The sequence below is a fragment of the Paucibacter sp. B51 genome, assembly GCF_027863535.1.
Taxonomy (GTDB): domain Bacteria; phylum Pseudomonadota; class Gammaproteobacteria; order Burkholderiales; family Burkholderiaceae_C; genus Paucibacter_A; species Paucibacter_A aquatilis.
The window spans coordinates 2,326,783-2,349,161 of sequence record NZ_JAPIVN010000001.1 but is presented as its reverse complement, the minus strand read 5'-3'; the positions used below and the strand labels follow the sequence as shown (position 1 = coordinate 2,349,161).

Annotated in this window: 20 protein-coding genes; 3 read left to right on the top strand and 17 right to left on the bottom strand. The window is 66.3% G+C overall.

All coding sequences use genetic code 11. The annotated features are described in order from the left end of the window. Positions 1–3 precede the first annotated feature (3 nt). Entirely contained in the window at positions 4–1,224 is a 1,221-nt protein-coding gene (gene wecC / locus OOB33_RS10045; protein WP_271008540.1) for a UDP-N-acetyl-D-mannosamine dehydrogenase, read from the top strand. 43 nt (positions 1,225–1,267) lie between these two features. Here the strand turns inward: wecC and OOB33_RS10040 are convergent, their stop codons facing one another. The 11 genes from OOB33_RS10040 to OOB33_RS09990 all read right to left on the bottom strand — a co-directional run bounded on the left by OOB33_RS10040 (position 1,268) and on the right by OOB33_RS09990 (position 12,866). Further along, on the bottom strand, positions 1,268–3,154 hold the full coding sequence (locus OOB33_RS10040; protein WP_271008539.1) for a polysaccharide biosynthesis protein: 1,887 nt from the start codon (positions 3,152–3,154) through the stop codon (positions 1,268–1,270). A gap of 65 nt (positions 3,155–3,219) precedes the next feature. Beyond that, on the bottom strand, positions 3,220–3,813 hold the full coding sequence (locus tag OOB33_RS10035; protein ID WP_271008538.1) for a sugar transferase: 594 nt from the start codon (positions 3,811–3,813) through the stop codon (positions 3,220–3,222). Positions 3,814–3,843: 30 nt separating this feature from the next. Continuing rightward, positions 3,844–5,013, bottom strand: coding sequence for a DegT/DnrJ/EryC1/StrS family aminotransferase (locus tag OOB33_RS10030; RefSeq protein ID WP_271008537.1), 1,170 nt, complete (start codon positions 5,011–5,013; stop codon positions 3,844–3,846). A 10-nt stretch (positions 5,014–5,023) separates the two neighbouring features. Continuing rightward, positions 5,024–5,743, bottom strand: coding sequence for a class I SAM-dependent methyltransferase (locus OOB33_RS10025; protein WP_271008536.1), 720 nt, complete (start codon positions 5,741–5,743; stop codon positions 5,024–5,026). Continuing rightward, on the bottom strand, positions 5,740–7,011 hold the full coding sequence (locus OOB33_RS10020) for a glycosyltransferase family 4 protein (RefSeq protein WP_271008535.1): 1,272 nt from the start codon (positions 7,009–7,011) through the stop codon (positions 5,740–5,742). The genes OOB33_RS10025 and OOB33_RS10020 overlap by 4 nt, the downstream gene beginning before the upstream one ends. Further along, positions 7,008–8,105 carry a glycosyltransferase gene (locus OOB33_RS10015; protein WP_271008534.1) on the bottom strand — a complete coding sequence of 366 codons (1,098 nt, stop codon included), beginning with the start codon at positions 8,103–8,105 and terminating at the stop codon, positions 7,008–7,010. The genes OOB33_RS10020 and OOB33_RS10015 overlap by 4 nt, the downstream gene beginning before the upstream one ends. After that, the gene (locus OOB33_RS10010; RefSeq protein WP_271008533.1) at positions 8,102–8,752 is read right to left on the bottom strand and encodes an acyltransferase; all 651 of its coding nucleotides are present in this window, start codon (positions 8,750–8,752) and stop codon (positions 8,102–8,104) included. Before OOB33_RS10010 ends, OOB33_RS10015 begins: the two co-directional genes overlap by 4 nt. Positions 8,753–8,802: 50 nt before the next feature. Continuing rightward, positions 8,803–10,047, bottom strand: a complete 1,245-nt coding sequence (locus OOB33_RS10005) for a lipopolysaccharide biosynthesis protein (RefSeq protein WP_271008532.1) — start codon at positions 10,045–10,047, stop codon at positions 8,803–8,805. A 5-nt stretch (positions 10,048–10,052) separates the two neighbouring features. Further along, a complete protein-coding gene (locus OOB33_RS10000; RefSeq protein ID WP_271010035.1) occupies positions 10,053–11,183 on the bottom strand; it encodes a DegT/DnrJ/EryC1/StrS family aminotransferase in 1,131 nt (376 codons plus the stop codon). A 14-nt stretch (positions 11,184–11,197) separates the two neighbouring features. Further along, the gene (locus tag OOB33_RS09995) at positions 11,198–11,791 is read right to left on the bottom strand and encodes an acyltransferase (protein WP_271008531.1); all 594 of its coding nucleotides are present in this window, start codon (positions 11,789–11,791) and stop codon (positions 11,198–11,200) included. Between the two features lie 13 nt (positions 11,792–11,804). After that, entirely contained in the window at positions 11,805–12,866 is a 1,062-nt protein-coding gene (locus OOB33_RS09990; RefSeq protein WP_271008530.1) for a Gfo/Idh/MocA family protein, read from the bottom strand. Between the two features lie 122 nt (positions 12,867–12,988). Here OOB33_RS09990 and lysS point away from each other — a divergent pair, with 122 nt between their 5' ends. After that, positions 12,989–14,515 carry a lysine--tRNA ligase gene (gene lysS, locus OOB33_RS09985; RefSeq protein ID WP_102767711.1) on the top strand — a complete coding sequence of 509 codons (1,527 nt, stop codon included), beginning with the start codon at positions 12,989–12,991 and terminating at the stop codon, positions 14,513–14,515. Between the two features lie 69 nt (positions 14,516–14,584). Here the strand turns inward: lysS and OOB33_RS09980 are convergent, their stop codons facing one another. From OOB33_RS09980 to OOB33_RS09955, 6 genes are all read right to left on the bottom strand, one after another. Further along, complete coding sequence (locus OOB33_RS09980) at positions 14,585–15,382, bottom strand: enoyl-CoA hydratase (protein ID WP_102767712.1); 798 nt, start codon at positions 15,380–15,382, stop codon at positions 14,585–14,587. 19 nt (positions 15,383–15,401) lie between these two features. Beyond that, positions 15,402–16,637 (bottom strand): DUF3108 domain-containing protein, encoded by a 1,236-nt coding sequence (locus OOB33_RS09975; RefSeq protein WP_271008529.1) that lies wholly within the window; start codon positions 16,635–16,637, stop codon positions 15,402–15,404. Next, positions 16,622–18,418, bottom strand: coding sequence for a M61 family metallopeptidase (locus OOB33_RS09970; RefSeq protein ID WP_271008528.1), 1,797 nt, complete (start codon positions 18,416–18,418; stop codon positions 16,622–16,624). Before OOB33_RS09970 ends, OOB33_RS09975 begins: the two co-directional genes overlap by 16 nt. Before the next feature lie 4 nt (positions 18,419–18,422). Then, positions 18,423–18,908 carry a DUF3429 domain-containing protein gene (locus OOB33_RS09965; RefSeq protein WP_102767714.1) on the bottom strand — a complete coding sequence of 162 codons (486 nt, stop codon included), beginning with the start codon at positions 18,906–18,908 and terminating at the stop codon, positions 18,423–18,425. A 126-nt stretch (positions 18,909–19,034) separates the two neighbouring features. After that, a complete protein-coding gene (locus OOB33_RS09960) occupies positions 19,035–19,778 on the bottom strand; it encodes a DsbC family protein (RefSeq protein WP_223696476.1) in 744 nt (247 codons plus the stop codon). 21 nt (positions 19,779–19,799) lie between these two features. After that, positions 19,800–20,912 carry an FAD-dependent monooxygenase gene (locus OOB33_RS09955; protein WP_102767716.1) on the bottom strand — a complete coding sequence of 371 codons (1,113 nt, stop codon included), beginning with the start codon at positions 20,910–20,912 and terminating at the stop codon, positions 19,800–19,802. A gap of 229 nt (positions 20,913–21,141) precedes the next feature. Here OOB33_RS09955 and ychF point away from each other — a divergent pair, with 229 nt between their 5' ends. Then, positions 21,142–22,233 (top strand): redox-regulated ATPase YchF, encoded by a 1,092-nt coding sequence (gene ychF, locus OOB33_RS09950; RefSeq protein WP_271008527.1) that lies wholly within the window; start codon positions 21,142–21,144, stop codon positions 22,231–22,233. Positions 22,234–22,379: the final 146 nt, after the last annotated feature.

Here is a 22,379-nt window from a genome sequence, read left to right as displayed (position 1 = left end):
GCAATGAACACGAAGACCGTCTGCGTGGTCGGCCTGGGCTACATCGGCCTGCCCACCGCCGCGCTGCTGGCCAGCAACGGCTACCACGTCGTGGGCGTGGATCTGAACGCCCATGCCGTGGACACGATCAACCAGGGGCGGATCCACATCGTCGAGCCCGACCTGGACGCCTTCGTCCGTTCAGCGGTCGCGGCGCAGCGCCTGACCGCGTTCACGACGCCGCAGGCGGGCGACATCTACATGATCTGCGTGCCGACCCCGTTCCATGAGGACGAGGCGATCCCGCGTCCCAACATCGACTACGTGCTGGCGGCCACCCGCAGCATCGCGCCCTTCGTCAAGGCGGACGACTTGGTCATCCTGGAGTCGACCTCCCCAGTCGGCACGACTGATGCGATGGCCGAGGTGCTGGCGCAGGCGGGCGTTGACGTCGCCAGCATCCACATGGCGTACTGCCCGGAGCGCGTGCTGCCTGGCAAGATCATGACAGAGCTGGTGGAGAACGACCGGGTCGTCGGCGGCCTGACTCCGGCAGCGACGGAGGCGGTAGCCGCCTTCTACCGAACTTTCGTCCACGGCGAGGTGCTGGAGACGGACGCCCGGACGGCCGAGATGTGCAAGCTAACTGAGAACAGCTTCCGCGATGTCAACATCGCTTTCGCAAATGAACTGTCGATGATCTGCGAGAAGGAACGCATAGACGTGTGGAGCCTGATCCGCTTGGCCAACCGGCATCCGCGCGTCAACATCCTCCAACCGGGCGCCGGCGTGGGCGGCCATTGCATCGCGGTGGACCCGTGGTTCATCGTGTCGCGTAATCCGGAGAGGGCCAGACTGATCCGCTCGGCACGCGAAGTCAACAACGGCAAGACGGACTGGGTCATCGAACGCATCAAGATCGCCGCTGCGGACGCCTCGGCACGTCTCGGCCGCAAGCCTCGCGTCGCCTGCCTGGGACTGGCATTCAAGCCGGACATCGACGACCTGCGCGAGTCACCGGCCATGCATGTCGCGCAGACGCTCGCGTCCGCGGGCTACGACGTGGTCGCGGTGGAGCCCAATATCGAGTTGCACGACACGCTGGTACTGGCCCCGCTCGACGACGCACTACGCTCTGCAGACGTCCTCGCGGTGCTGGTTAAGCATCGCCAGTTTCTAGAGGGCTCGACCAAGCGGGCCCTGACGGAAGCAGGCGCGCTCGACTTCTGCGGCGCGCTGGTCTGAGCCCGGCGGACCACTGACGGGGCGACCGCCCCGGCTCGCTCCATCAGGCCCGCGGTCCGGCCCGGTACTCCGCGGGCAGTAGGTGCCGCAGGCCGGCACGGATGCCGGCATCGTCGCGACGGGTCCGGCCGGAAAACTCGGCCAGCCACGTCAGCACCTCGGCAGCATTGTCCTGATCGTGCAGCCGAGCCACGCGCAGGAACTCGAACGAAGTCGGCAGCGTGATGTCGGCGCCGGCTAGCAGCTCCTCGTACAGTTTTTCCCCAGGGCGCAGACCCGAAAACTCGATCCGGATCGCCCGCTGATCCTTGCCGCTCATCCGAATCATCGTCCGCGCCAAGTCAGCGATCTTCACCGGCTCCCCCATATCCAGCACCATCACCTGCCCCGATTCCCCGATCGCCCCCGCCTGCACCACCAACCTCGCCGCCTCCGGAATCGTCATGAAGTAACGCGTGATGTCCGGGTGCGTCACCGTGACCGGCCCGCCCTTGGCGATCTGCTCTTTGAACTTGGGGATCACGCTGCCGCTGGAACCCAGGACATTGCCAAAGCGCACGGCCATGAACTTGGTGGGCTGGCCCTTGTTTTCGCATTCGCCAGCCATATGGCTGATCACCAACTCGGCTGCGCGCTTGGTAGCGCCCATGACGTTGGTCGGATTCACGGCCTTGTCAGTGCTGATGAGCACAAAGCGCTCGACGCCATGCTCAGCCGCTGCCTGGCAGGCGTTGTAGGTACCAAGGGTGTTGTTGCGCAAGCAGGCCCACGCGTTTTCTTCTTCCATCAGCGGCACATGCTTGTAAGCCGCAGCATGGAACACGATCTGGGGCTTGTATTTGCCGAAGACGTAGCGCAGATGTTCCAGATCCTTCACGTCGCCGACGAGACGCGCGAGGGGGATGTGGGGGAACTTCTCCCCGAGCTCCTGCTCGATGGTGTAGAGCGCGAACTCTGAGAGTTCGTACAGGACGATCCTCGAGGGGCCATAACGGGCCACTTGCCGGCACAGCTCGGAGCCGATGGAGCCGCCCGCGCCTGTGATCAGGACCACCTTGCCGTTCAGGCATTCGCTGATGCCGCCTTCGTCCAATTCCACGGGCTCTCGCCCCAGCAGATCCTCGGGCTCGATGTCGCGCACCTGATCGACGTTGCGACCGGCCAGCAGTTCCTGGCTGCTGGGCACGGTCAGCACCGGCAGGCCGGCCTGAGCCGCCAGGTCCAGGGCGCGGCGGCGTTGGGCCGTGCTCGCCGCGGGCATGGCCACGATCAGGTGGGTGATGCCGTGCAGTTCAGAGAATTGCTTGACCTGTTCAAGACCGCCCAGCACTGGGACGCCGCCGACGCGCGCGCCCCGCTTCTCGGGCGCATCGTCCAGATAACCCACCACCACCCAACCCTGGCTGTGCTGGATGCCGGCCACCAACAGGCGCCCGGCATCGCCCGCGCCCATCACCAGGGCACGACGCTGCTCCTGCGCGCTGCCGCTGATGCGGCTGCGCATGTGCTCATACAGCATGCGGTAGCCCATGCGCAGCATGGCCAGGCCCATCAGCGCAAAGAGTGGATGCAGCGCCAGCACGGCGCGCGGCACCTTGCTGAGCTGGGCCATCAAGACCAGGGTGGCGCCGATCAGGCCGGCGATCAGGCAGGCCAGGGCCAGGCGCTGAACCTCACCAAAGCCCGAAAAACGCCACATGCCCTTGGGCACCTTGAGGCCCTTGAGCACCAGGGCATAGAGCAGCACAAAGCCGAGCAGCACCCAGTGGTCATAGCCCGGGCGCGCACTGAACCAGCGCTCAAAACCCAAACGGAACAGGTAGGTGGCCTGCCAGGCCAGAGCCACCACGGCCAGGTCCAGCAGCAAAGCCAGGGCCTCACGCTGCGGCCGGATGCGGGTCAAAAAAGCATCGAGTGACAACCAGTTCATGGCAGGGGTTCTGTTTCTTTTTGTTGTGGTGGGCAGGGCAATTCGGCAAAGGCCGCAGATCGGCTTCAGTGGCGCAAAGCGCCGAGGGTGGCCAGGATCAGGCGCAGATCACCCCAGACGCTGGCGTGGCGCACATATTCGCCCGCGATGCGCAGCTTGGCGGGCAGGATGACCTCGACATACTCGCGCTCCGGGTCGGCCGCGCGCGCCAGGATCTCGCTCTCATGGCGGAACTGCAATGAGGCCGGATCGGTGATACCCGGCCGCACCGACAGCACCAGCTCGCGCTGGTCCGGCGTGTACAGCGCCACATAGCGTGGCACCTCGGGCCGGGGCCCGACCAGGCTCATGGCGCCGCGCAATACATCCCAGAGTTGCGGCAACTCGTCGATCTTGCTGGCGCGCAGAAAGTGGCCGCTGCGGGTGATACGCGGGTCATCCCCCACCGTGATCTGCGGGCCCAGGGCCGGCGCATCCACCCGCATGCTGCGGAACTTGTGAATGAAAAAAGGCTGGCCGAAGCGCCCCACCCGCTCCTGCCGAAACAGGACAGGGCCGGGCGAATCGAGCTTGATCCAGATCGCCACCAGCATCCACAGCGGCGACAGGAGCAGCAGCCCCAGGCCCGCGCAGAACACATCAAACAAGCGCTTGGCCATGGTGGTGAAGCATCCGGTCCAGCGAGGCGTTCAAGCGAGGGCGATGCGGCGGACGGCCGCAATCACGCGCTGCACATCGGCATCGCTCATGGCCGTGTAGAGCGGAATGCTGAAGCTGCGCTCGTAGGCCTTTTGCGAATGCGGGAACTGCTCGGGCGTTAGACCATAGCGCTCGCGCCAGTAGGGCTGCAGATGCAAGGGGATGTAGTGCACGCTGCAGCCAATGCCGGCGGCGAACATGGCCTCGATGAAGGCATCACGTTCGATCTTGGCCGCATCGCTGAGGCGCAGCACATAGAGATGCCAGCTGTGCACATCGCCCTCGACGGCCTGGGGCGGCAAGATCAAAGGCAGGTCCGCAAAGGCCTCGTTGTAGGCCGCCGCGATCTGCTCGCGCCGCGCCTGGAAGGCCTGGATGCGCTTGAGCTGGTGAATGCCCAGCGCCGCCGCGATATCGGTCAGGTTGTACTTGAAGCCCGGGGCCACGATCTCGTAGTACCAGCTGGGCACCTTGGCGGTGAAGCGGTCAAAGGCATCGCGATTCATGCCATGCAGGCGCATGACCTTGGCCCGCTTGGCCAGCTCGGCATTGCGCGTCACCAGCATGCCTCCCTCGCCCGTGGTCATGGTCTTGTTGGCGTAGAAGCTGAACACCGTGGCGTCGCTGCCCATGGTGCCGATCAGCTCCTTCTCCAGCGTGGTGGGCAGGGCATGGGCGGCGTCTTCCAGCACGCGCAGACCGTGCTTGCGGGCGATGTCCAGGATGGCAATCATGTCCACCGCCAGGCCGGCGTAATGAACCGGGATGATGCAGCGGGTGCGGGGCGTGATGGCGGCCTCAACCAGGCGCGGATCGATGTTGAGGGTTGCGGGGTCGATGTCCACCAGCACCACGTCCGCACCGAGATAACGCACCACCTCGGCGGTGGCGGTGAAGGTGTGGGTGGTGGTGATGACTTCGTCGCCGGGGCCGATACCCATGGCCTCCAGCGCCAGATGCAGGCCGGCGGTGGCGGAGTTGACGGCGATGCACTCGATCTCGGGCTCGCCAAGGAAGGCAGCGAAGTCCTGCTCGAAGCGCTTGGCCTTGGGGCCGGTGGTCACCCAGCCGGAGCGCAAGGTGTCCACCACCTCATGGATCTCGTCCTCGCCAATTTCGGGCAAGGCAAAGGGTAGGAAAGGTAAGGGCGACTCACTCATGGCGGACATTTCAGACAGACGACGTTTTCTTCTCGATCACAGCCAGCACATGGCTGCGCAGCCAGGGGATGCTGTTGAACCAGCTGTAGGCCTGCGGATGCAGGCGGCACACCCAGCGCGCCAGCGGCGGCGCCAGGGTCAGGCGTTGCCAGCGGATGGACTCCGCCTCAGGGAACAGGGCCCGCACACGCGCCAGCGGCACGCCGCGCACATCGGCATTGCGTGGATTGTCGACGATGAAGTCGTACCAGAGCACGGCACCGCCCGGCTTGAGCCAGCGCCACATGGCCTGGGCCACGGCCTGCTGCACGCTGTCGCTCAGAATCGAGGAGAACACTGTGGACTGCAGGATCAAGTCCTGGCTCAGTGCCTCGATGGCCGCCGCCGAGGCATCGCCCAGGTGCAGCTGCAGCGCCGCGGGCAGAAACTCGCGCGCGGCGGCGTGCCGCTCGGGCAGCAACTCGACGCCCTGCAGATGCTCGGGCCGCAGGCCCAGGCGCAAAAACTCCAGCAAATTGCCACCGGCGCCGCAGCCAACCTCGGTCAGCCGCCAGTCCGCCACGGCACCGGGCCGCACCGCCAGCTCGCGCAGCAAAGCGCGCTGGCGCTCCTGCAGCATCTGCCAGACCTCGGGCCGCAGCAAGCTGTAGCGATCGCCCAGGCCGGCCGCTGCGCGGCGCTGGTAGCGCTGGGCGATGGCGTCGAGCTCGGTCTGGCGCTGCTGGATCATGGCCGTGGCCCCTCGCTCTCCGCCCTCGGCATCAGAGCAGACAAAAAGCGTCGCGCCAGCACCGGATAGCTGTGCTCGGCCAGCACGAAGGCGCGGCCACGCTCGCCCATGGCGGCGCGCTCCGCCGCGCTCAGGGCCGCCAGGCGCAGCACGCCATCGGCCACAGCCTGCGCGTCCTCCGGCGGTACGGTCAGGCCGGCGCCCGCTTCGCGCACCGGGTCGTTGCCGGCCTCCACCGAATGCAGCACCGGCCGGCGCGCCATCATGTAGTCCATCAGCTTGTTGGGCGCGATGCCGAAGCGGTAGATCGGCGTGCGCTGCCAGCCGATGTAGGCGATGTCAAAGCGAGCCAGCAAGGCGGGAATCTGGGCCTTGGGGATGGCATCGAAACAGCGCACCTGGCTCAGGCCCTCGGCCGCCACGCGCGCCTGCAGGCGCGCCTTCTCATGCCCACCACCGACCATGACGATGGCCACACGTCGAGCCGGACTGCCCTCGGGCGCCTGCAGCAGCAGGCGGGCGGCGTCGAGCAGCACATCGAGCGCATTGGGCAGGCCGTGCGAGCCCGCATAGCCCAGCACCAGCTGGCCCTGCGCCGCCAAGGCATCCAGATGCGCGGCCAGCTCGCCCTGCAGCGGCGCGGGCGGCGCGGTGTCGGACCACTCATCCAGCGCAATGCCATTGGGCACGATGTGCAGCTTGCGCAGGTCCAGGCCATGGGCGGCCATGTGCTCATGCACCTTGGGCAGCATGGAGACCACCACATCGGCATCGCGGTAGGCATCGTTCTCGGCCTTCTGGCAAAGCATGGCAAAAGGGTGGTGCGGGGACATGCCCGAGAGCTCGATCGGCGACAGGGGCCATAGGTCGTGCACCTCGTAGACCAGCTGCGCACGGGCCAGACGCGCAATCTTGCGCGCCACCCAAATGTCCATGGGGTAGGTGCTGGACGCGATCACCGCATCGGGCTGGAAACCCTCGGCCAGGTTCTTGCCATCGCCCCAGACCTGGCGGCAGAAGGACCCGATATTGCGCAAGCGCCCCAGCCCATTGCCCTCGTACTCGGGCGTGTCATACCAGCAGTAATGCACGCCGTCGATGATCTGCACGCCCGGCTGAGGCTCGGTGGCGCGCACATGCGATTTCACTGAGCCCAGGATCAACACCTGGTGACCCAGTCGCACCCATTCCCGCGCCAGGTAGAAGGGGCGGAACTCCATGCCGTGCTGAGGCGAGCCGGCGTAATGGTTGATGAGCAGGATCTTCACGGGGCAGACAGTTCTTTCAATCGGGTCAGGAAGCGCTGCACCGCCGGTGCAAACAAGCCATGGCGGGCCACCCAGTCGCGGTTGGCGGCTGCCGCCGTGGCGGTGTCCAGCGCCAGCAAACGGCCCGGCAAGGCTTCGCGTGCGGCCTCGTTCTCTGGGTCCAGGATCAGGCCGCGGCCCGGCTCCGCCAGCAGTTCGTGGTTGGCGGGCAGATCCGAGAGCACTGGCACGCAGCCATGGGCCATGGCCTCCAGCACCGACACCGCCACCGAGTCACTCTGGGGCAGGCTCAGATACCAGCGGGCGCGGGCGTACTGCTCGGCCTGGCGCTTGGCGTCCAGGCGACCAACGAACTGGATGCGCTCGGCCAGATCGGCGCCCAGGGCCCGTGCTTGAGCCTCCAAGGCCGCACGCAGCGAGCCGTCGTTGGCGACCACCAGCTGGGCCTCCGGCTGCTGCCGGGCAATGGCCGCGAAGGTGTCGATCACGCGTTCGGGCCGGTAAATGGGCTCCAGCCCCCGGTTGGCAAAAAACAGCCAGGGCTGCTTGCGGGCCGGTGGCTTGGGCATGGCTTCCAGGCCGAAGGGAAAGGTCATCACCTCGCCAGCGCCCAGCTCGTGCATGCGGGCCGTCATGTGCTGCGAGTCCGAGGTGCACACGCTGCAGGCCTTCAAGACCTTGCGGGTGAGCCAACGGTAAGGCCAGCTCTGCTCGGGCGTGACGAGGATGTCACTGCCCCAGGCCGAGCCCGCGATGCGGGCGCGCAGGCGCCAGCCGCGCCGGGCCATCCAGGCCAGGGTGCCGTGCGAGGTCAGGTAATGCGCATGCAGCCAATCGGCATCGACACGGGTCAGCCATTCCGCCAGCGCCGGCAGCTGCTTGAGCAGGGCCACATTGCCGCCGGCATGCACCGGGTCGGTGTTCATCGCATAGCGCCGCGCTGCTGGGAGCAAGGCCTCAAACTCGGGCACAAACCCACGCGAAGAGGCCGCCCACAGCTCCACCTGCGGCGCCAGCGCCCGCGCCCATTTCAGCAGGTGCGGGCTCTCGCCATCACCGATCAAGACCAGGCGCAAGGCCTTCAACTCACTCACGCCTGCACCTCGTCGACGGCATTCGGCAAGGCGCCGGCCCAGGCCAGGTAATGCGGCTGCAGTTCCGGGTGCTGGGCCAGCAGGCGCGCGTCCATGCGCCGCGTGTCACCGACCTGCTGGGCCGGGTTGCCCGCGATGATGGCGAAATCCGGGAACTCGCCGCTGACCAGCGAGTAGGCCGACACGATGCAACCCTTGCCCAACCGGGTGCCGGGCAGCAGCGTGGCATGGGCGCCGACAAAGCAATAAGGTCCGAGCGAGACCGGCGCCCTGAAATAGGCCTGCTTCTCGGGCGTGCTGACATAGGCCCGGCCATAGAGGCGGATGGCCGCATGGCTGGAGTGGCTGAACAAGCCGGTGAAAAAGCCGATCTGGCAGCCCTCGCCGATGTGCAGCCCGCCACTGGCATCGAGCACGCTGAAGTGGCCGATGAACACATGGTCGCCCACGTCCAGCGCTGGCCGGTCGAACACCTCGCTGGTATTGCTGATGCGGGTGTTGGGCAGAAAGACCCCGTCACCGCGCACAAAGCCCCAGACCATGCGCGTGCCCCACAGGCGCGAAGCCAGCAGCTTGAGCGGCTGCCAGGCGCGCCGCCACAGGGGCGCGGCAGGCAAGGTGTCAGGGGACGGGGAAGGTCGGTTCATCTCTCGATCAAGCAAACAAGCAGGACGGCGGAACAAAACGGGCGAAGGGCTCAACTCAAGCTCGCACGCGCCGGAACCACGGCAGCGCGGGCGGGCAAGGCCAGGAAAAAGTACGTGAAATAGGCCGACATCATCGCAGACACCCCCCAGGCCGCGCCGATCAAGCCGCCCCAGAACAGGCCCAGCCCCAAGCCCAGGGCAAAGGCCATCTGCCCCCACAGCGCCAGGCGCAGCGCCCAGGCCTGCTGCCCCCAGGCCAGCGTGGCCACCGACAGCGGCGAGGCGACGAAATGCAAGGCAATGTAGGGCGCCAGCGCGCGGGCCAATTGGCCGGCCTCGCGCCAGCGCTCGCCGAACAGCCAGACGAACAGATCTGGCCCCCAGACCATCAGCAAGGCCGCCAAACTCAAGCCGAGGGCCAGCAGCAGCAGCAGCAGGCGCTGCACCAGCTGGCGCGCCTGTTCGACGGTCTGCAAGGCCACCAAGCGGGTGTACAGCGGCTGCGACAAGGCACTGCCCACCAATCCCGCCGGCGCCTTCAGATAGCGCAAGGCCAAGGCCCAAAAGCCGGCAGAGGCATCACCGAGCCACCACACCAACAAAAACAGCGCCAGACTGTCCTGCAGGGCCCCGGCAAAGGCATGGGGCGTGTTGAGCAGAGGGAACTCGCGATGGCGTCGCGCCATGGTCCGCAGCTCCGCCCAGGGCTGGCGCCACAGCATCTGCCAGCCACCGGCCGGCGCCGGCCGGGCCAAGACCAGGGCCGCAGCGATACCCGCGACGATGGGCCCGAGCAGCAAGCCCCAAACCCCGAAGGCCAGCAGCCCCAGACCCAGCTGCAACAGCGCCGCGCCGCCATACTGCAGCACGCGGGCCAGGGCCGTGGCACTGAAGCGCCCCTCCCGGCTGGCCCAGAGCGTGAGCCACTGGCTCAGCCCGCCCGCCAGCACCGCCAACGGCAAAAGCAAGGCCGGGCCCTGCGCCGGCTCTGCGAGCCAAGCCATGATCAAGCCCACCAGCGCCGCCACACCAGTCATGGCCAGCAAGAGCCGGGCACACAAGGCCATCAGCACCGCGGCGTCCGCCTCCTCGGTCTCCAGCGGCAGGGCGAACTCATAGCGGGCGCAGGCCACCACCGACAAATTGGCTGCCAGCGCCCACAGGCTGGCGAACTGGCCAAACTCCTCCGGGCTGTAGATCCGCGTCAGCCAAGGCCCCAGCAACAAAGGCAGAGCCTGGGCGAGCACGCCCCCGGCCAGCAGGGTCAGGGTGGAGCGGAGCAGGCCCGAGCGCATTGCGCTCAGGCGGGACTGAGCGCCGCGAGCTCGATCAGCGCCTGGCGCAGCGCGGCCAGCACCTGATCCTGCTGGGCTTCGCTCAGGTCGGCACTCATGGGCAGGCTCATCACCCGGCGCGCAGCCTTTTCGGCCTCCGGGAAGCTCTGGCCGCGTCCGTAGACAGCGTAGGCAGGCTGCTGGTGCATGGGCTTGGGGTAATGCACCGCGGTCGGCACCCCGGCGGCCTGCAGTGCTTTCTGCACCGCTTCACGGGCATCGAGGTGCAGGGTGAACTGGGCCCAGACACAGTCGCGATCCTCGCGCACCACCAGGCGCTGAAGCCCCAGCGACGCTGGCAAATCGGCCAGCAAAGCCTGGTAGCGCGCGCCGACCTTGAGCCGCTGCGCAATCTCCCAATCGAAACGTTCGAGCTTGGCCAGGACGATGGCGCACTGCAAGGTGTCCATGCGGCCGCCCACGCCCACACGGGTGTGGGTGTAGCGCTGACTCTGGCCGTGCACGCGAATCTCGCGCGCGGCCTGCGCCAGTGCATCGTCGTTGGTGAACAGGGCGCCGCCATCACCGTAGCAACCCAGGGGTTTGCTGGGGAAGAAGCTGGTGGCGCCGAAGGTCGACAAGCCACAGCTCCTCTTGCCCTTGTAGCTGGCGCCGAAGCTCTGCGCTGCGTCTTCGATCACGGGGATGCCGCCATGACGCGCCGCAATCGCATTGATCTCATCCAGATCGCAGACCTGACCGTACAGGCTGACAGGCATGATGGCCCGGGTGCGCGGCGTGATGGCGGCCTCGACCAAGCGTGCATCGATATTGCAGGTGTCGGGCTCAATGTCCACAAACACCGGCACCGCACCCAGCAGGACGATGACTTCGGCCGTCGCCGCAAAGGTGAACGGGGTGGTGATGACCTCGTCGCCGGGCTTCAGATCCAGCGCCATCAGCGCGATCAACAAGGCCTCGGTGCCGCTGGAGACGGTGATGCAGTGCTTGACGCCGACGTAGGCAGCCAGCTGCGTTTCCAGCTCCTTGACCTCGGGGCCCATGATGTACTGGCCATGGTCCAGCACCTGCTGGATGCGGGCGTCGATGCGGGTCTTCAACGCGGCGTACTGCGCCTTGAGATCGATGAAAGGCAGGGCATTCGTCGTGCTCACGCGAGGCTTCCTTCTGTCACGAGCACACAGCGTGCGCCATCAGCTTGCAGTTCGTAGGTATCGCCCGTATGCGGGCACTGCGCCCGCCCCTGGGCGTCGAATTCCAGGCGCTCGCCGAAGCGGCTCATCCAGCCAATACGCCGGGCCGGCACACCCACCATCAAGGCGAAGTCGGCCACATCCTTCTGCACCACCGCCCCCGCGCCGATGAAGGCATGGGCGCCGACCGTGCTGCCACAGACGATTGTGCAGTTGGCGCCCAGGGTGGCGCCGCGCTTGATCAGCGTGCGGCGGTACTCGGCCTTGCGCGCCACTGCGGCGCGCGGGTTGTAGACATTGGTGAAGACCATGCTGGGGCCACAGAAGACATCGTCCTCCAGGGTCACCGCGTCGTAGACCGAGACGTTGTTCTGGATGCGGACGTTGTCGCCGATGCGCACATCATTGCCCACGTACACGCCCTGCCCCAGCGAGCAACGCGCACCGATGCGGGCACCCGCGCTCACATGGGCGAAATGCCAGACCTTGCTGCCCTCGCCCAGCTGCGCACCGTCGTCGACGATGGCGCTGTCATGCTTCCAAAAACTCATGAGATGACCTGACTCAAAACACCAGGGGCAGACCGACACGCTGGCCGTCCCGCGCGCTGCGATAGGCGGCGATCAGGATCTCCAGCGAACGCAGGCCCTCATAACCGTCCACCTGCGCGCTGGCCTCACCGCGCAGCGTCTTGATCACGTTGTCGTAGTACAGCGGATGGCCAAAGCCGTAGACGCTGCCGGTTTCATAGCTGGCTTTTTGCACCGCTTCGTCGTCGGGATGCGGCTCGGCAAACTGCCAATGCTCGATCTTGTTGACCGCCGTGCCACCAATCTTGACCGTGCCCTTTTCACCGAGGATGGTGATCGAACCCTCCAGGTTCTGCGGGAAGGTCAGCATGGTCACATTGATGGAACCCAGGCCGCCATGGCGCAGGCGCACGCTCATCACGCCGGTGTCCTCGGCCTCGATGTCGCGGGCCAGGGTGGCGGTGTAGGCATGGACGCTGTCCACCGGGCCGACCAGCCAATCGAGCAAATCAACGTAATGGCTGGCCTGGTTCATGAAGGCGCCACCGTCCAGGTCCCAGCGGCCGCGCCAGGGCGCCGCGTCGTAATAGCTCTGCGGCCGCGTCCAAAACACATTGACTGTGGACAGGTAGATGCGGCCAAAGCGACCTTGCTCGATGGCCTGCTTGACCCGCTGCACGGTGGCGTTGAGGCGGTTCTGCTTGACCACAAAGAGCTTGACGCCGGCATCACGACAGGCCCGCACCATGGCCATGCCCTCGTCGAATTTGGTGGCCATGGGCTTCTCGCTGAGCACATGGATTCCGGCGGCGGCAACCTGCATGGCTTGCTGGGGATGCAGGCCACTGGGCGTGGCCAACACCACCACATCGGGCGCGCAATCCGAGGCCAGCAAGGCATCCAGCGACACAAAGCCCGGCGCCCCCGTCAAAGCCTGGGCAGCCGCCAGGTGCTCAGGCTTGTGGTCACAGACCGCCACCAGCTCAGCACGGCCTTGATGTGCCTGGATGGCCTCGATGTGGTTCTTGGAGATGCGCCCACAACCCACCAGGGCGAAGCGGATCGGCCGATCAAGGATGGGAGTGGGCAGGCTCATCGCGGGGACAGAAATACAGCGCAAAAACGCCCTGAACTCAGGGCGGCGGAGGACGGATTCTAAGAGCCGGGCTCGGACGATCACGCCACTGCGCCTAAAATCGGAGCAAATTCAACGAGTTGATGATGACCCAGCACACCCCTCCCGCTCCGCACCACGCCCCTGCAGCCCAGGACGAGAACCAGCTGATCACCGAACGCCGCGAGAAACTGGCCGCGCTGCGCGCCAAGACCGCCGTTCCCTTCCCCAACGATTTCAAACCCCAGCACCGCGCCCTGCCGCTGAACCAGCGTTACGGCGATCTGGACAATGAAACGCTGGAGCCGCAGGCCGTGGCCGTCTCGGTGGCGGGCCGCCTGATGCTCAAGCGCGTGATGGGCAAGGCCTCCTTCGGCACCCTGCAGGACGCGACCGGCCGCATCCAGCTCTTCGTCACCAAGGACGGGGTCGGCGAGGAAAGCTACGACGCCTTCAAGCACATGGACCTGGGCGACATCGTCGGCGCCGAAGGCCAGCTCTTCAAGACCAAGACCGGCGAGCTGTCGGTGCGCGTCACCACCTTGCGCCTGCTGACCAAGAGCTTGCGCCCCTTGCCGGACAAATTCCACGGCATGGCCGACCAGGAGCAGAAGTACCGCCAGCGCTACGTCGACCTGATCACCGACGAGCATGCACGCGCGCGCTTCATTGCCCGCTCCAAGGCCGTGTCCTCGATCCGCAGCTTCATGGTCGAGCACAGCTTCCTGGAAGTGGAAACGCCGATGCTGCACCCGATCCCGGGTGGCGCGAACGCCAAGCCCTTCATCACCCACCACAACGCGCTGGACCAGGAGATGTACCTGCGCATCGCGCCCGAGCTCTACCTCAAGCGCCTGATCGTGGGCGGCTTCGAGCGCGTTTTCGAGATCAACCGCAACTTCCGCAACGAAGGCATCTCGGTCCGTCACAACCCCGAGTTCACGATGATGGAGTTCTATGCGGCCTACTGGACGCACCATGATCTGATGGACTTCACCGAGGAAGTGTTGCGCCACGCCGCGCGCGCCGCCACCGGCAATGCCCGCGTCAGCTACGCCGGCAAGGACGTGCATCTGGACGAGCCCTTTGCTCGCCTCTCGGTGCGCCAATCCCTGGTCGTGCATGCCGGCCTGAGCGAGGCCGAGGCCGACGACGCCGAGCTGCTGCGCGCCAAGCTCAAGGATCTGGGCGAAGAAGCCCCCAAGCACTGGACCCTGCCCGAGCTGCAATTCGGCATGTTCGAGGCCGTGGTGGAAGAGAAACTCTGGCAGCCGACCTTCATCATCGATTACCCCGTCGAGGTGTCACCGCTGGCCCGCGCCTCGGACAGCAACCCCAAGATCACCGAGCGCTTCGAGCTCTTCATCACCGGCCGCGAGTACGCCAATGGCTTCTCCGAGCTGAATGACGCCGAAGACCAGGCCGCACGCTTCCACGCCCAGGTGGCCAACAAGGACGCTGGCGACGAAGAAGCCATGTTCTTTGACGCCGACTTCATCCGCGCCCTGGAATACGGCATGCCCCCGACCGGCGGCTGCGGCATCGGCATCGACCGCCTGATGATGTTGATCACCGATTCGCCCAGCATCCGCGACATCATCTTGTTCCCGGCGCTGCGCCGCGAGGCCTGATCGCTCAAGCGACGGGCATCAAAAGAAGGGGAGGCCATGGCCTCCCCTTTTTTATTTCAGCGCCGGTGTTCAGCGCTTGCCGTGCTTGAAGACTGGCGGCCGCTTGTTCAAGAACGCATCCATGCCCTCGCGCTGGTCGTCGGTGCCAAACACCGCATGGAAAACACGTCGCTCCGAGGTGACGCCTTCTTTCAAGCCGCTCTCGAAGCTGCGGTTGACCAGCTCCTTGATCAGCTGCAGGGCCGGGGCGCTGAAGCCGTTGATGGCCTCGGCGGCCGCCAGGGTTTCTTCCAGCAGCTTGTCCGCCGGCACCACGCGTGAGACCAGGCCGCTGCGCTCGGCCTCGGTCGCGTCCATCATGCGGGCGGTCAGCAGCAGGTCCATGGCCTTGGCCTTGCCCACGGCGCGCGGCAGGCGCTGGGTACCGCCGGCACCCGGCGTCACGCCGAGCTTCACTTCCGGCTGGCCGAACTTGGCGGTGTCGGCCGCGATGATGAAGTCGCACATCATGGCCAGCTCGCAGCCGCCACCCAGGGCGAAGCCGGCCACGGCTGCGATTACCGGCTTCTTCACGCGCAGGATGTGCTCCCAGTTGCGCGTGATCATGTCGGTGCGCACGGCGCTCTGGAAGTCGTGCTGGGCCAGGGTCGGGATGTCGGCACCGGCGGCGAAGGCACGCTCGGAGCCGGTCAGCACGATGCAGCCGATGCTGTCGTCGGCATCAAAAGCCAGCAGGGCCTCGCCCAGCTCGTCGAACAGCGGATCGCTCAGCGCGTTCAAGGCCTTGGGGCGGTTCAGGGTGATCAGGGCGGTCTTGCGCGGGCCGTCGCCGTGCACGGCGGTGATGATGCATTCGTAACTGCTCATATGAGTCTCACTCCTTGGCTCAGGGAAGGTTGGGGTTCGGGGTCTCGATCTTGGGCTTCACTATAGGCGCTGGGGCAGGCGAGCCCTCGGCCGCCTGGGCCGGCGGCGCCTTGAGCATGAGATCGATGTAGGTCTGTTCGTCCTGGCGGATGCGCAGGCGCACGGGCAGGTATTGCAAGGTGGGCGCCAGCCAGACTTCGGCGGTCAGGTCGCCACCGCCGGCCACCACCGAGGGCTTGAGATGCCAGGTGTCGAGCTCGCCCATGGGCGTGGCCAGGGTTTCGCGCCCCAGCACCTCGTAGCGCCAACGGTACTGGCGGCGCGGCAGGGCCAGCGGCAGTTCCAGCACAAGGCCTTCGCGCAAGCTCTGGCGGCCGGTCAGAAACAGCCAGGTCAGCTGCACGAACTGGCTGGCGGCATCCTGCATGCCGGGCGCGGACGGCTCGACCCGACCATTGCCCAGCGTCAGCTGATCCCCCTGAAAGAGCACGCTGACGCGACGCCGGCTGCTGAACAGCACCCGCGTGTCCTCGTCATACCGTTGCGGGGCGATGCCATCGGGCGTCAGACGGCCATCGCTGCTCATACGGCGCGAGATCAAGGGCGCAAAGCTGGGACCCACCGAAACGTCCAGATGCACCTGGTAGCGACTGCCCTCGCGGATCCATTCCACCTGTGCCTCGCCGGTGACGGCACCGCGGTAATTGCCGGTCAAGTCGTAACGCAAACGGGTCGAGGGCGGCCATTCGGGGCCGGGTTGAAAGCTTGGGCCCTCGGCTGAGGCCTGGCTTACCGCTGAAAGTGCGGCTTGGCTCGCAGCAGCAGCAGCTTCGGCACTGGCCGCCAGCTCAGGCAAGGGCGGGACCGGTTCAAGCTCGGGCCTGCTGGCAGCAGGTTCGGGCAGCAAGGCCTTGTCGAGCTCCGGTTGTGCCAGCTCCGGCACGGGTGCCGAAGCCGCCTGCGCATGGGCGGGCGCCGCCCCGAGCGGCTTCTTGCTCACCGGCCGCAAGGGTGCCGGTGCTGCGGCCGGCGCGGCAGGCGGTCGACTCTGCTTCAACTCGCGCACATAGCTGACGCTGAGCCTGGGCGGCATCTCCGCCAGATCGGTCCAGCGCTGGTGCATATCGAGGACGGCCTCACCCAGACAGCCGTGCAGGACCAGCACCGGCAGCGTCAAGGCGGCCGGTAGCCACCAGGAGCGGCGCGCTGCCAATGGCTGCCCCCCGCGGGTCAGCTGAATCAGCCCGTCAGCCATGCCCGGCGCAGGCTCAGTGCACGCGCGGGCGCCTTGTCGGCCAGGCACAGCTGCACAGGCGTGGTGCTGGAGCTGACGGTGGCCCCCGCGCTGCTGCTCGGCACATCGAGCCGCAATTCAAGCAGGCGCTGGTCGCGCGACACCAGCAGTTGCAGCTCCTGCTGTCCCGGCGCCAGGGTCAGCAAGGCGTCATCAAGGCGGCGCAGGCGCCAGCCCTGGCAGCCGATGATTTCATCGCCGGCACATAGGCCCGAGGTGGCAGCGGCCGAGCCCGCCAGCACCTGCTTGACACTGATCGGGCCGTTGGCGTCATTGAGACGCAGGCCCAGGCGCTGCGCCAGGGTTTGCTTGTCTGCGCGCAGTTGCACGCCCAGGCGCTCAAACAAGGGCAGCAAGGGCAGATCCTCGGTGCCATGCACCCACTGCGCCAACTGCTGAGCGACAGCCGGCCCACCCAGCTCAGCCAACAGATTCAGGATGTCGGCCTCGCGGATTCCGCCCGTGGCTCCCTCTCCCGCCGCATGACGCTGCCACAGCCCCCGCATCAGCTCATCGAGACTGGTGGCGGGCTCTCCATCGGCATGCCGCAGACGCAGGGTCAAATCCAAGGCCAGGGCCAGCAAAGCGCCCTTGCCGTAATAGCTGATGGTGCTGTTGGGCGAGTTCTCATCCTGGCGGTAGTACTTGACCCAGGCATCGAAGCTGGCCATGGCCACGCTCTGCACCTTGCGCCCCGGCGTCGCGAGCACACCGCTGAGGGTGGCGGAAAGCAGCTTGAGGTAGCGCGACTCGTCGATCAGGCCGGTGCGCACCAGCATCAACTCGTCGTAGTAGGAAGTGAAGCCCTCGAAGAACCACAGCAGCTCGGTGTAGTTCTCCTGGGCGTAATCCAGGCGCAGGTAATTGGACGGACGCAGGCGCTTGACGTTCCAGGTGTGAAAGTACTCGTGGCTGATCAAGCCGAGCAGGCGGACATAGCCCTCGCTGCTTTCGGTCTGACCATGACGCGGCAGATCCCGGCGCGGTGACAGCAAGGCCGTGCTGGCGCGGTGCTCCAGACCGCCATAGCCCTCGTCCACGGTATTCAGGAAGAAGACATAACGCTCAAAGGGCAAGGGGCTGCGCCGCTTGCCCATCGGGCCATGCCAGAACTGGATCTGCGCCTCGCAGATGCGCTGGGTGTCAGCCAGCAGGCGCTCGCCATCAAAGGACGGCAAGGCGCCGCTGACCACCAGCTGATGCTCCACGCCGCAGGCACTGAACCGCGCCTGCCAGAAGCACCCCAGCTCAAAGGGATGATCGATCAACTCGTCATAGTCGGCCGCGACATAGCTGCCATCGGCGTTCTGCGGCATCGCTGTGGCCACCTGCCAGCCCTCGGGCAAGCCGGCCAGTTCCAGCACATGAGGCTGGTCTTCGCGTCCATGGATACGCAGGCACAGGCTGCTGCCGTTGAAGAAGCCGCGCTCGGCGTCCAGAAAGGCGGCGCGCACCGAAGGATCAAATGCATAAACACGGTAGCGCAGCACCAAGGCGCTGCGGCCGCTGCACGCGACGCGCCAGCTGGCCTTGTCCACTTGCTCCAGCTCCAGCTCGCGGCTGCCCTGGCTGGCCGTGAGGCCGCTCAGGTGGCGAGCGAACTCACGCAGCAGATAGCTGCCCGGAATCCAGGCCGGCAGACTGACGGTCTGCTCGGCCGCCGGTGCGGCCAAGGTCAGGGTGACCAGGAACTGGTGTTCGCGCGCCCGATCGAGCTCGATGCGATAACGAATATCGGCCACGGTCTCAGCTCCCTGCCGCCGCCAGGAAGCAGCACAGGGCAGCGCCTGCGCTCAGACGGAAACGCAAGGTCAGCCATGCTGCAGCGCCAAACGCGGGGTAAAGCCGACGATCCACCAGATAGCAAATGATCAACATGCCGCCTTGCAAGACCAGGCCGGCATAGGCTGGCATCACCACCGCCACCCAGGCGCCCAGCGAGGGCATGATGCCCCAGACAAAGGGCTGGGCCGTGGCCTCGGGCATGCGAAAAGCAAATCCCCAGTAGATGCCGCCGAGAAATGAGATCACCAAGGCCGCATAGGCCGAAGTGGCCAGGGTCACGAAGGCATGGGCCTCGAGGTTGCGGTCACCGATCAGCCAGATCAGCACGGCCCCGGCCACAAAGGGAAGGAGGCCCAGATGTCCCAGCTTCAATGCCACCGGGTGCAATGGCAGAGGAGAGAGCGTGTTCATCGGCTTGGGGGGCTCGGCACTAGGGGCGGCAGACATGCAGGGATGCTCCGGGTCAACAAGAATTCAGGGGCCATTCAGCGAGGGCCCCGGCCAGCGGCAAGAAAAAGCGGCTGAAGCCCTGCTGAATCACTCAGCCGCTGCAGCCGCTGCCAGTTGGCTGGCTCAGGACTTGGTGGCGGACACGGCCTGGAGTCGCTTCTCCAACTGCTCGGCCCCCAGGGCGCCCGGCACGCGGCTGCCGTCTTCAAAGAAGATGGCCGGCGTGCCATTGACGTGGAAGCGGCGCATCATGGCCGTATTGCGTTCGATGGCGCCATCGTCGCAGGCAGCGAGCGGTTTGACCGGCGCCTTGCCGTCCAACATCCAGCCTTGCCAACTGACCGTAGCGTCCTTGGCGCACCAGATCGAGCGTGCCTTTTCCGCGGAGTCACCACCGAGGATGGGCACCAGGAAGGTGTAGACGGTGATGTCCTTGACGTCTTGCAGGGCGCGTTCGAAGCGCTTGCAGTAGCCACAATTCGGGTCGGCAAACACGGCGATGCGGCGCTTGCCGTTGCCGTTCTTCCAGACCACGGCGTCCTTCAAGGGCAGTGCCGCAAAGTCGACCTGGTTGATCTTGTTCAGGCGCTCTTCGGTGAGGTTCTTGCGGGTGCGCAGATCGATCAGCTCGCCCTCGACCAGATAGCTGCCGGTCGGGTCGGTGTAGCGGATCTCGTTGCCGATGCGCACTTCCCACAAACCCGGCAGCGCGCTTTGCCGCACCTCCTCGATCTTGGGCATGCCGGGCAACTTCTCGCCCAGGCTCTTGCGGATCACCGCTTCGTTGGCTGCGGCCACCAAGGGCAGGCTGGCGGCGAGACTCGCCACCGCCAGGGTCTTCAAGTTCAGCATTGTTGTCAGACTCATGGAGAAGAAGTTGGGGAGGTCTCAGGCGCCAAGCGCCCGCGCTGTGAGCCAGCGCTTCAAGGGGGAAAGGGTATTCAAGGTGCTCAGGCCCTGGTTGCGCAAACGGCGCACCGGCTCCAGATCACTGGCAAACAATCGCAGCAGCCCGTCGGTCAGCTCGCCCATGGCCCAGGTGTCCAGTTGGCGCTCGCGAGCATAGCGGCGCAAAAGACGCTCGTCGCCCAAAGGGCGCCAGCTTTCGCGCCCGGCCAACACGCGGGCCAAGGCCGCCACGTCCGCCAGACCCAGGTTCAAACCCTGGCCGGCCAGCGGATGCACCAGATGCGCCGCGTCGCCCAACAAGACCCAGCCGGGCCCCTGAACCGGCTCGGCACGAGCCAAGGCCAGCGGCCACGTACCGCGTGCGCTGGCCAGGCTCAGCGCACCGACCTCGGCGCCACAGATGTCATTCAGCGCCGCTTCAAAACTGGCCTCATCCAGCGCCAGAAGCTCCTCGGCCCGAGCCTCCGGCACCGACCAGACCAAACCATAGGAAGCGCCCGCCTCCGGCGCCGCGATGGGCAGCAAGGCCAGCACATCGGGCGAGCGGAACCATTGCCGGGCCACGCCCTGGTGCGGCCGATCGCAGCGCAGGCGGGCCGCAATGCCGCGCTGCCCATAGCTGTTGAGTTCGAATTTCACGCCCAGCTCGGCCCGTGCAGCCGAGGCACGGCCTTCACAGAGTGCCGTCAGCGCGGCGGGCACCGGGGAGTCCACCAGCTGCACATGGGGCGCAAAGCGCAAAGCCACGGCCAGTTGTTGTTCCAGCGCACCGGCGTCCACAATGAAGGCCAGTTCCGACACACCCTGACTCCAGGCCGAGAACTCGAGCAGTGAGCCCGGCGCATCGCCGTGGATCTTCATGTCGTAGACCGGGCTGAGGGCGCTGGGCGGCAAGGAATCCCAAACTTTGAGCTCGCGAAGCAGTCGCACGGCCGCAGCGTTGAGCGCGTAACTGCGAACGTCCTCCCGCTGGGCGGGCGTGGCTTCGGCGCTGCCGAGCAGGGCCACGCGCAGGCCCTGGGCCCCGAGGGCCAAGGCCAAGCTGCGACCGACGCAGCCGCTGCCACGCACCAGGACGTCATATGTTTGCATCGCGGCATTGTAGGCAGGCCCGGCCAGGCCTGCGGCGAGTGGGGAAGCTGCTTTTGCACGCCCGACTCGGCCGGCCGGAGCGGCGCCGGCGCAGCGCGGCTCCGCATTGGCCTAAAATCGCGCCCAGCTTCGAGCCGGCGGCCGCCCCATCGGCTCAGCCCGGCTCCCAGACCGCCTTGTTCAGCGGCCGCAACCGCGGCCTCCAACCCAGCTCCCCAGAAAGCCCTCCATGAGCCTCAAATGCGGCATCGTCGGCCTGCCCAATGTCGGCAAGTCCACCCTGTTCAATGCCTTGACCAAGGCCGGCATCGCCGCCGAGAACTATCCCTTCTGCACCATCGAACCCAATGTCGGTGTGGTGGAACTGCCGGACCCGCGCCTGCAGGCCCTGGCCGAGATCGTCAAGCCCGAGCGCATCCTGCCGGCCATCGTCGAGTTCGTGGACATCGCCGGCCTGGTGGCCGGTGCCTCCAAGGGTGAAGGCCTGGGCAACCAGTTCCTCTCACACATCCGCGAAACCGACGCCATCGTCAATGTGGTGCGCTGCTTCGAAGACCCGAACGTGATCCACGTGAACGGCAAAGTCGACCCGATCGCCGACATCGAGGTGATCCAGACCGAGCTCTGCCTGGCCGACCTGGGCACGGTCGAGAAGAGCCTGCACCGCTACAACAAGGTGGCCCGCGCCGGTGACAAGGACGCCATCGCCCTGGTCAAGGTGCTGGAGCGCTGCCAGGCTTCGCTGGACCAGGCCAAGCCGGTGCGCACCATCGATTTCAGCAAGGAAGAGCAGGCCATCCTCAAGCCCCTTTGCCTGATCACGGCCAAGCCGGCCATGTTTGTGGGCAACGTGGCCGAAGACGGCTTCGAGAACAACCCCTTCCTGGACCGCCTGAAGGAGTACGCCGCCGCCCAGAACGGCCCGGTGGTCGCCATCTGCGCCAAGACCGAAGCCGAACTGTCGGAAATGAGCGATGAAGACCGCGCCATGTTCCTGGCCGAGATGGGCCAGGAAGAGCCGGGCCTGAACCGCCTGATCCGCGCGGGCTTCAGCCTGCTGGGCCTGCAGACCTACTTCACCGCCGGTGTGAAGGAAGTGCGCGCCTGGACCATCCACAAGGGCGACACCGGCCCGCAAGCCGCCGGCGTGATCCACACCGATTTTGAGCGCGGCTATATCCGCGCCCAGACCATCGCCTATGAAGACTTCATCACCTACAAAGGTGAGCAAGGTGCCAAGGATGCCGGCAAGATGCGCGCCGAAGGCAAGGAATACGTGGTCAAGGATGGCGACGTGCTCAACTTCCTCTTCAACGTCTGAGCCAAGCGCAAGCCCTCTGCGACGAGAAAGCCCCGCCCGCGCGGGGCTTTTTTCTGGGCGCTGGCCTGACCTGCCGGCAGGCGCCAACTGCATGGGGGAAATTACCCGGCCCGGGGGCAGCAGATCGAGCGATGGCGCGGCGCACA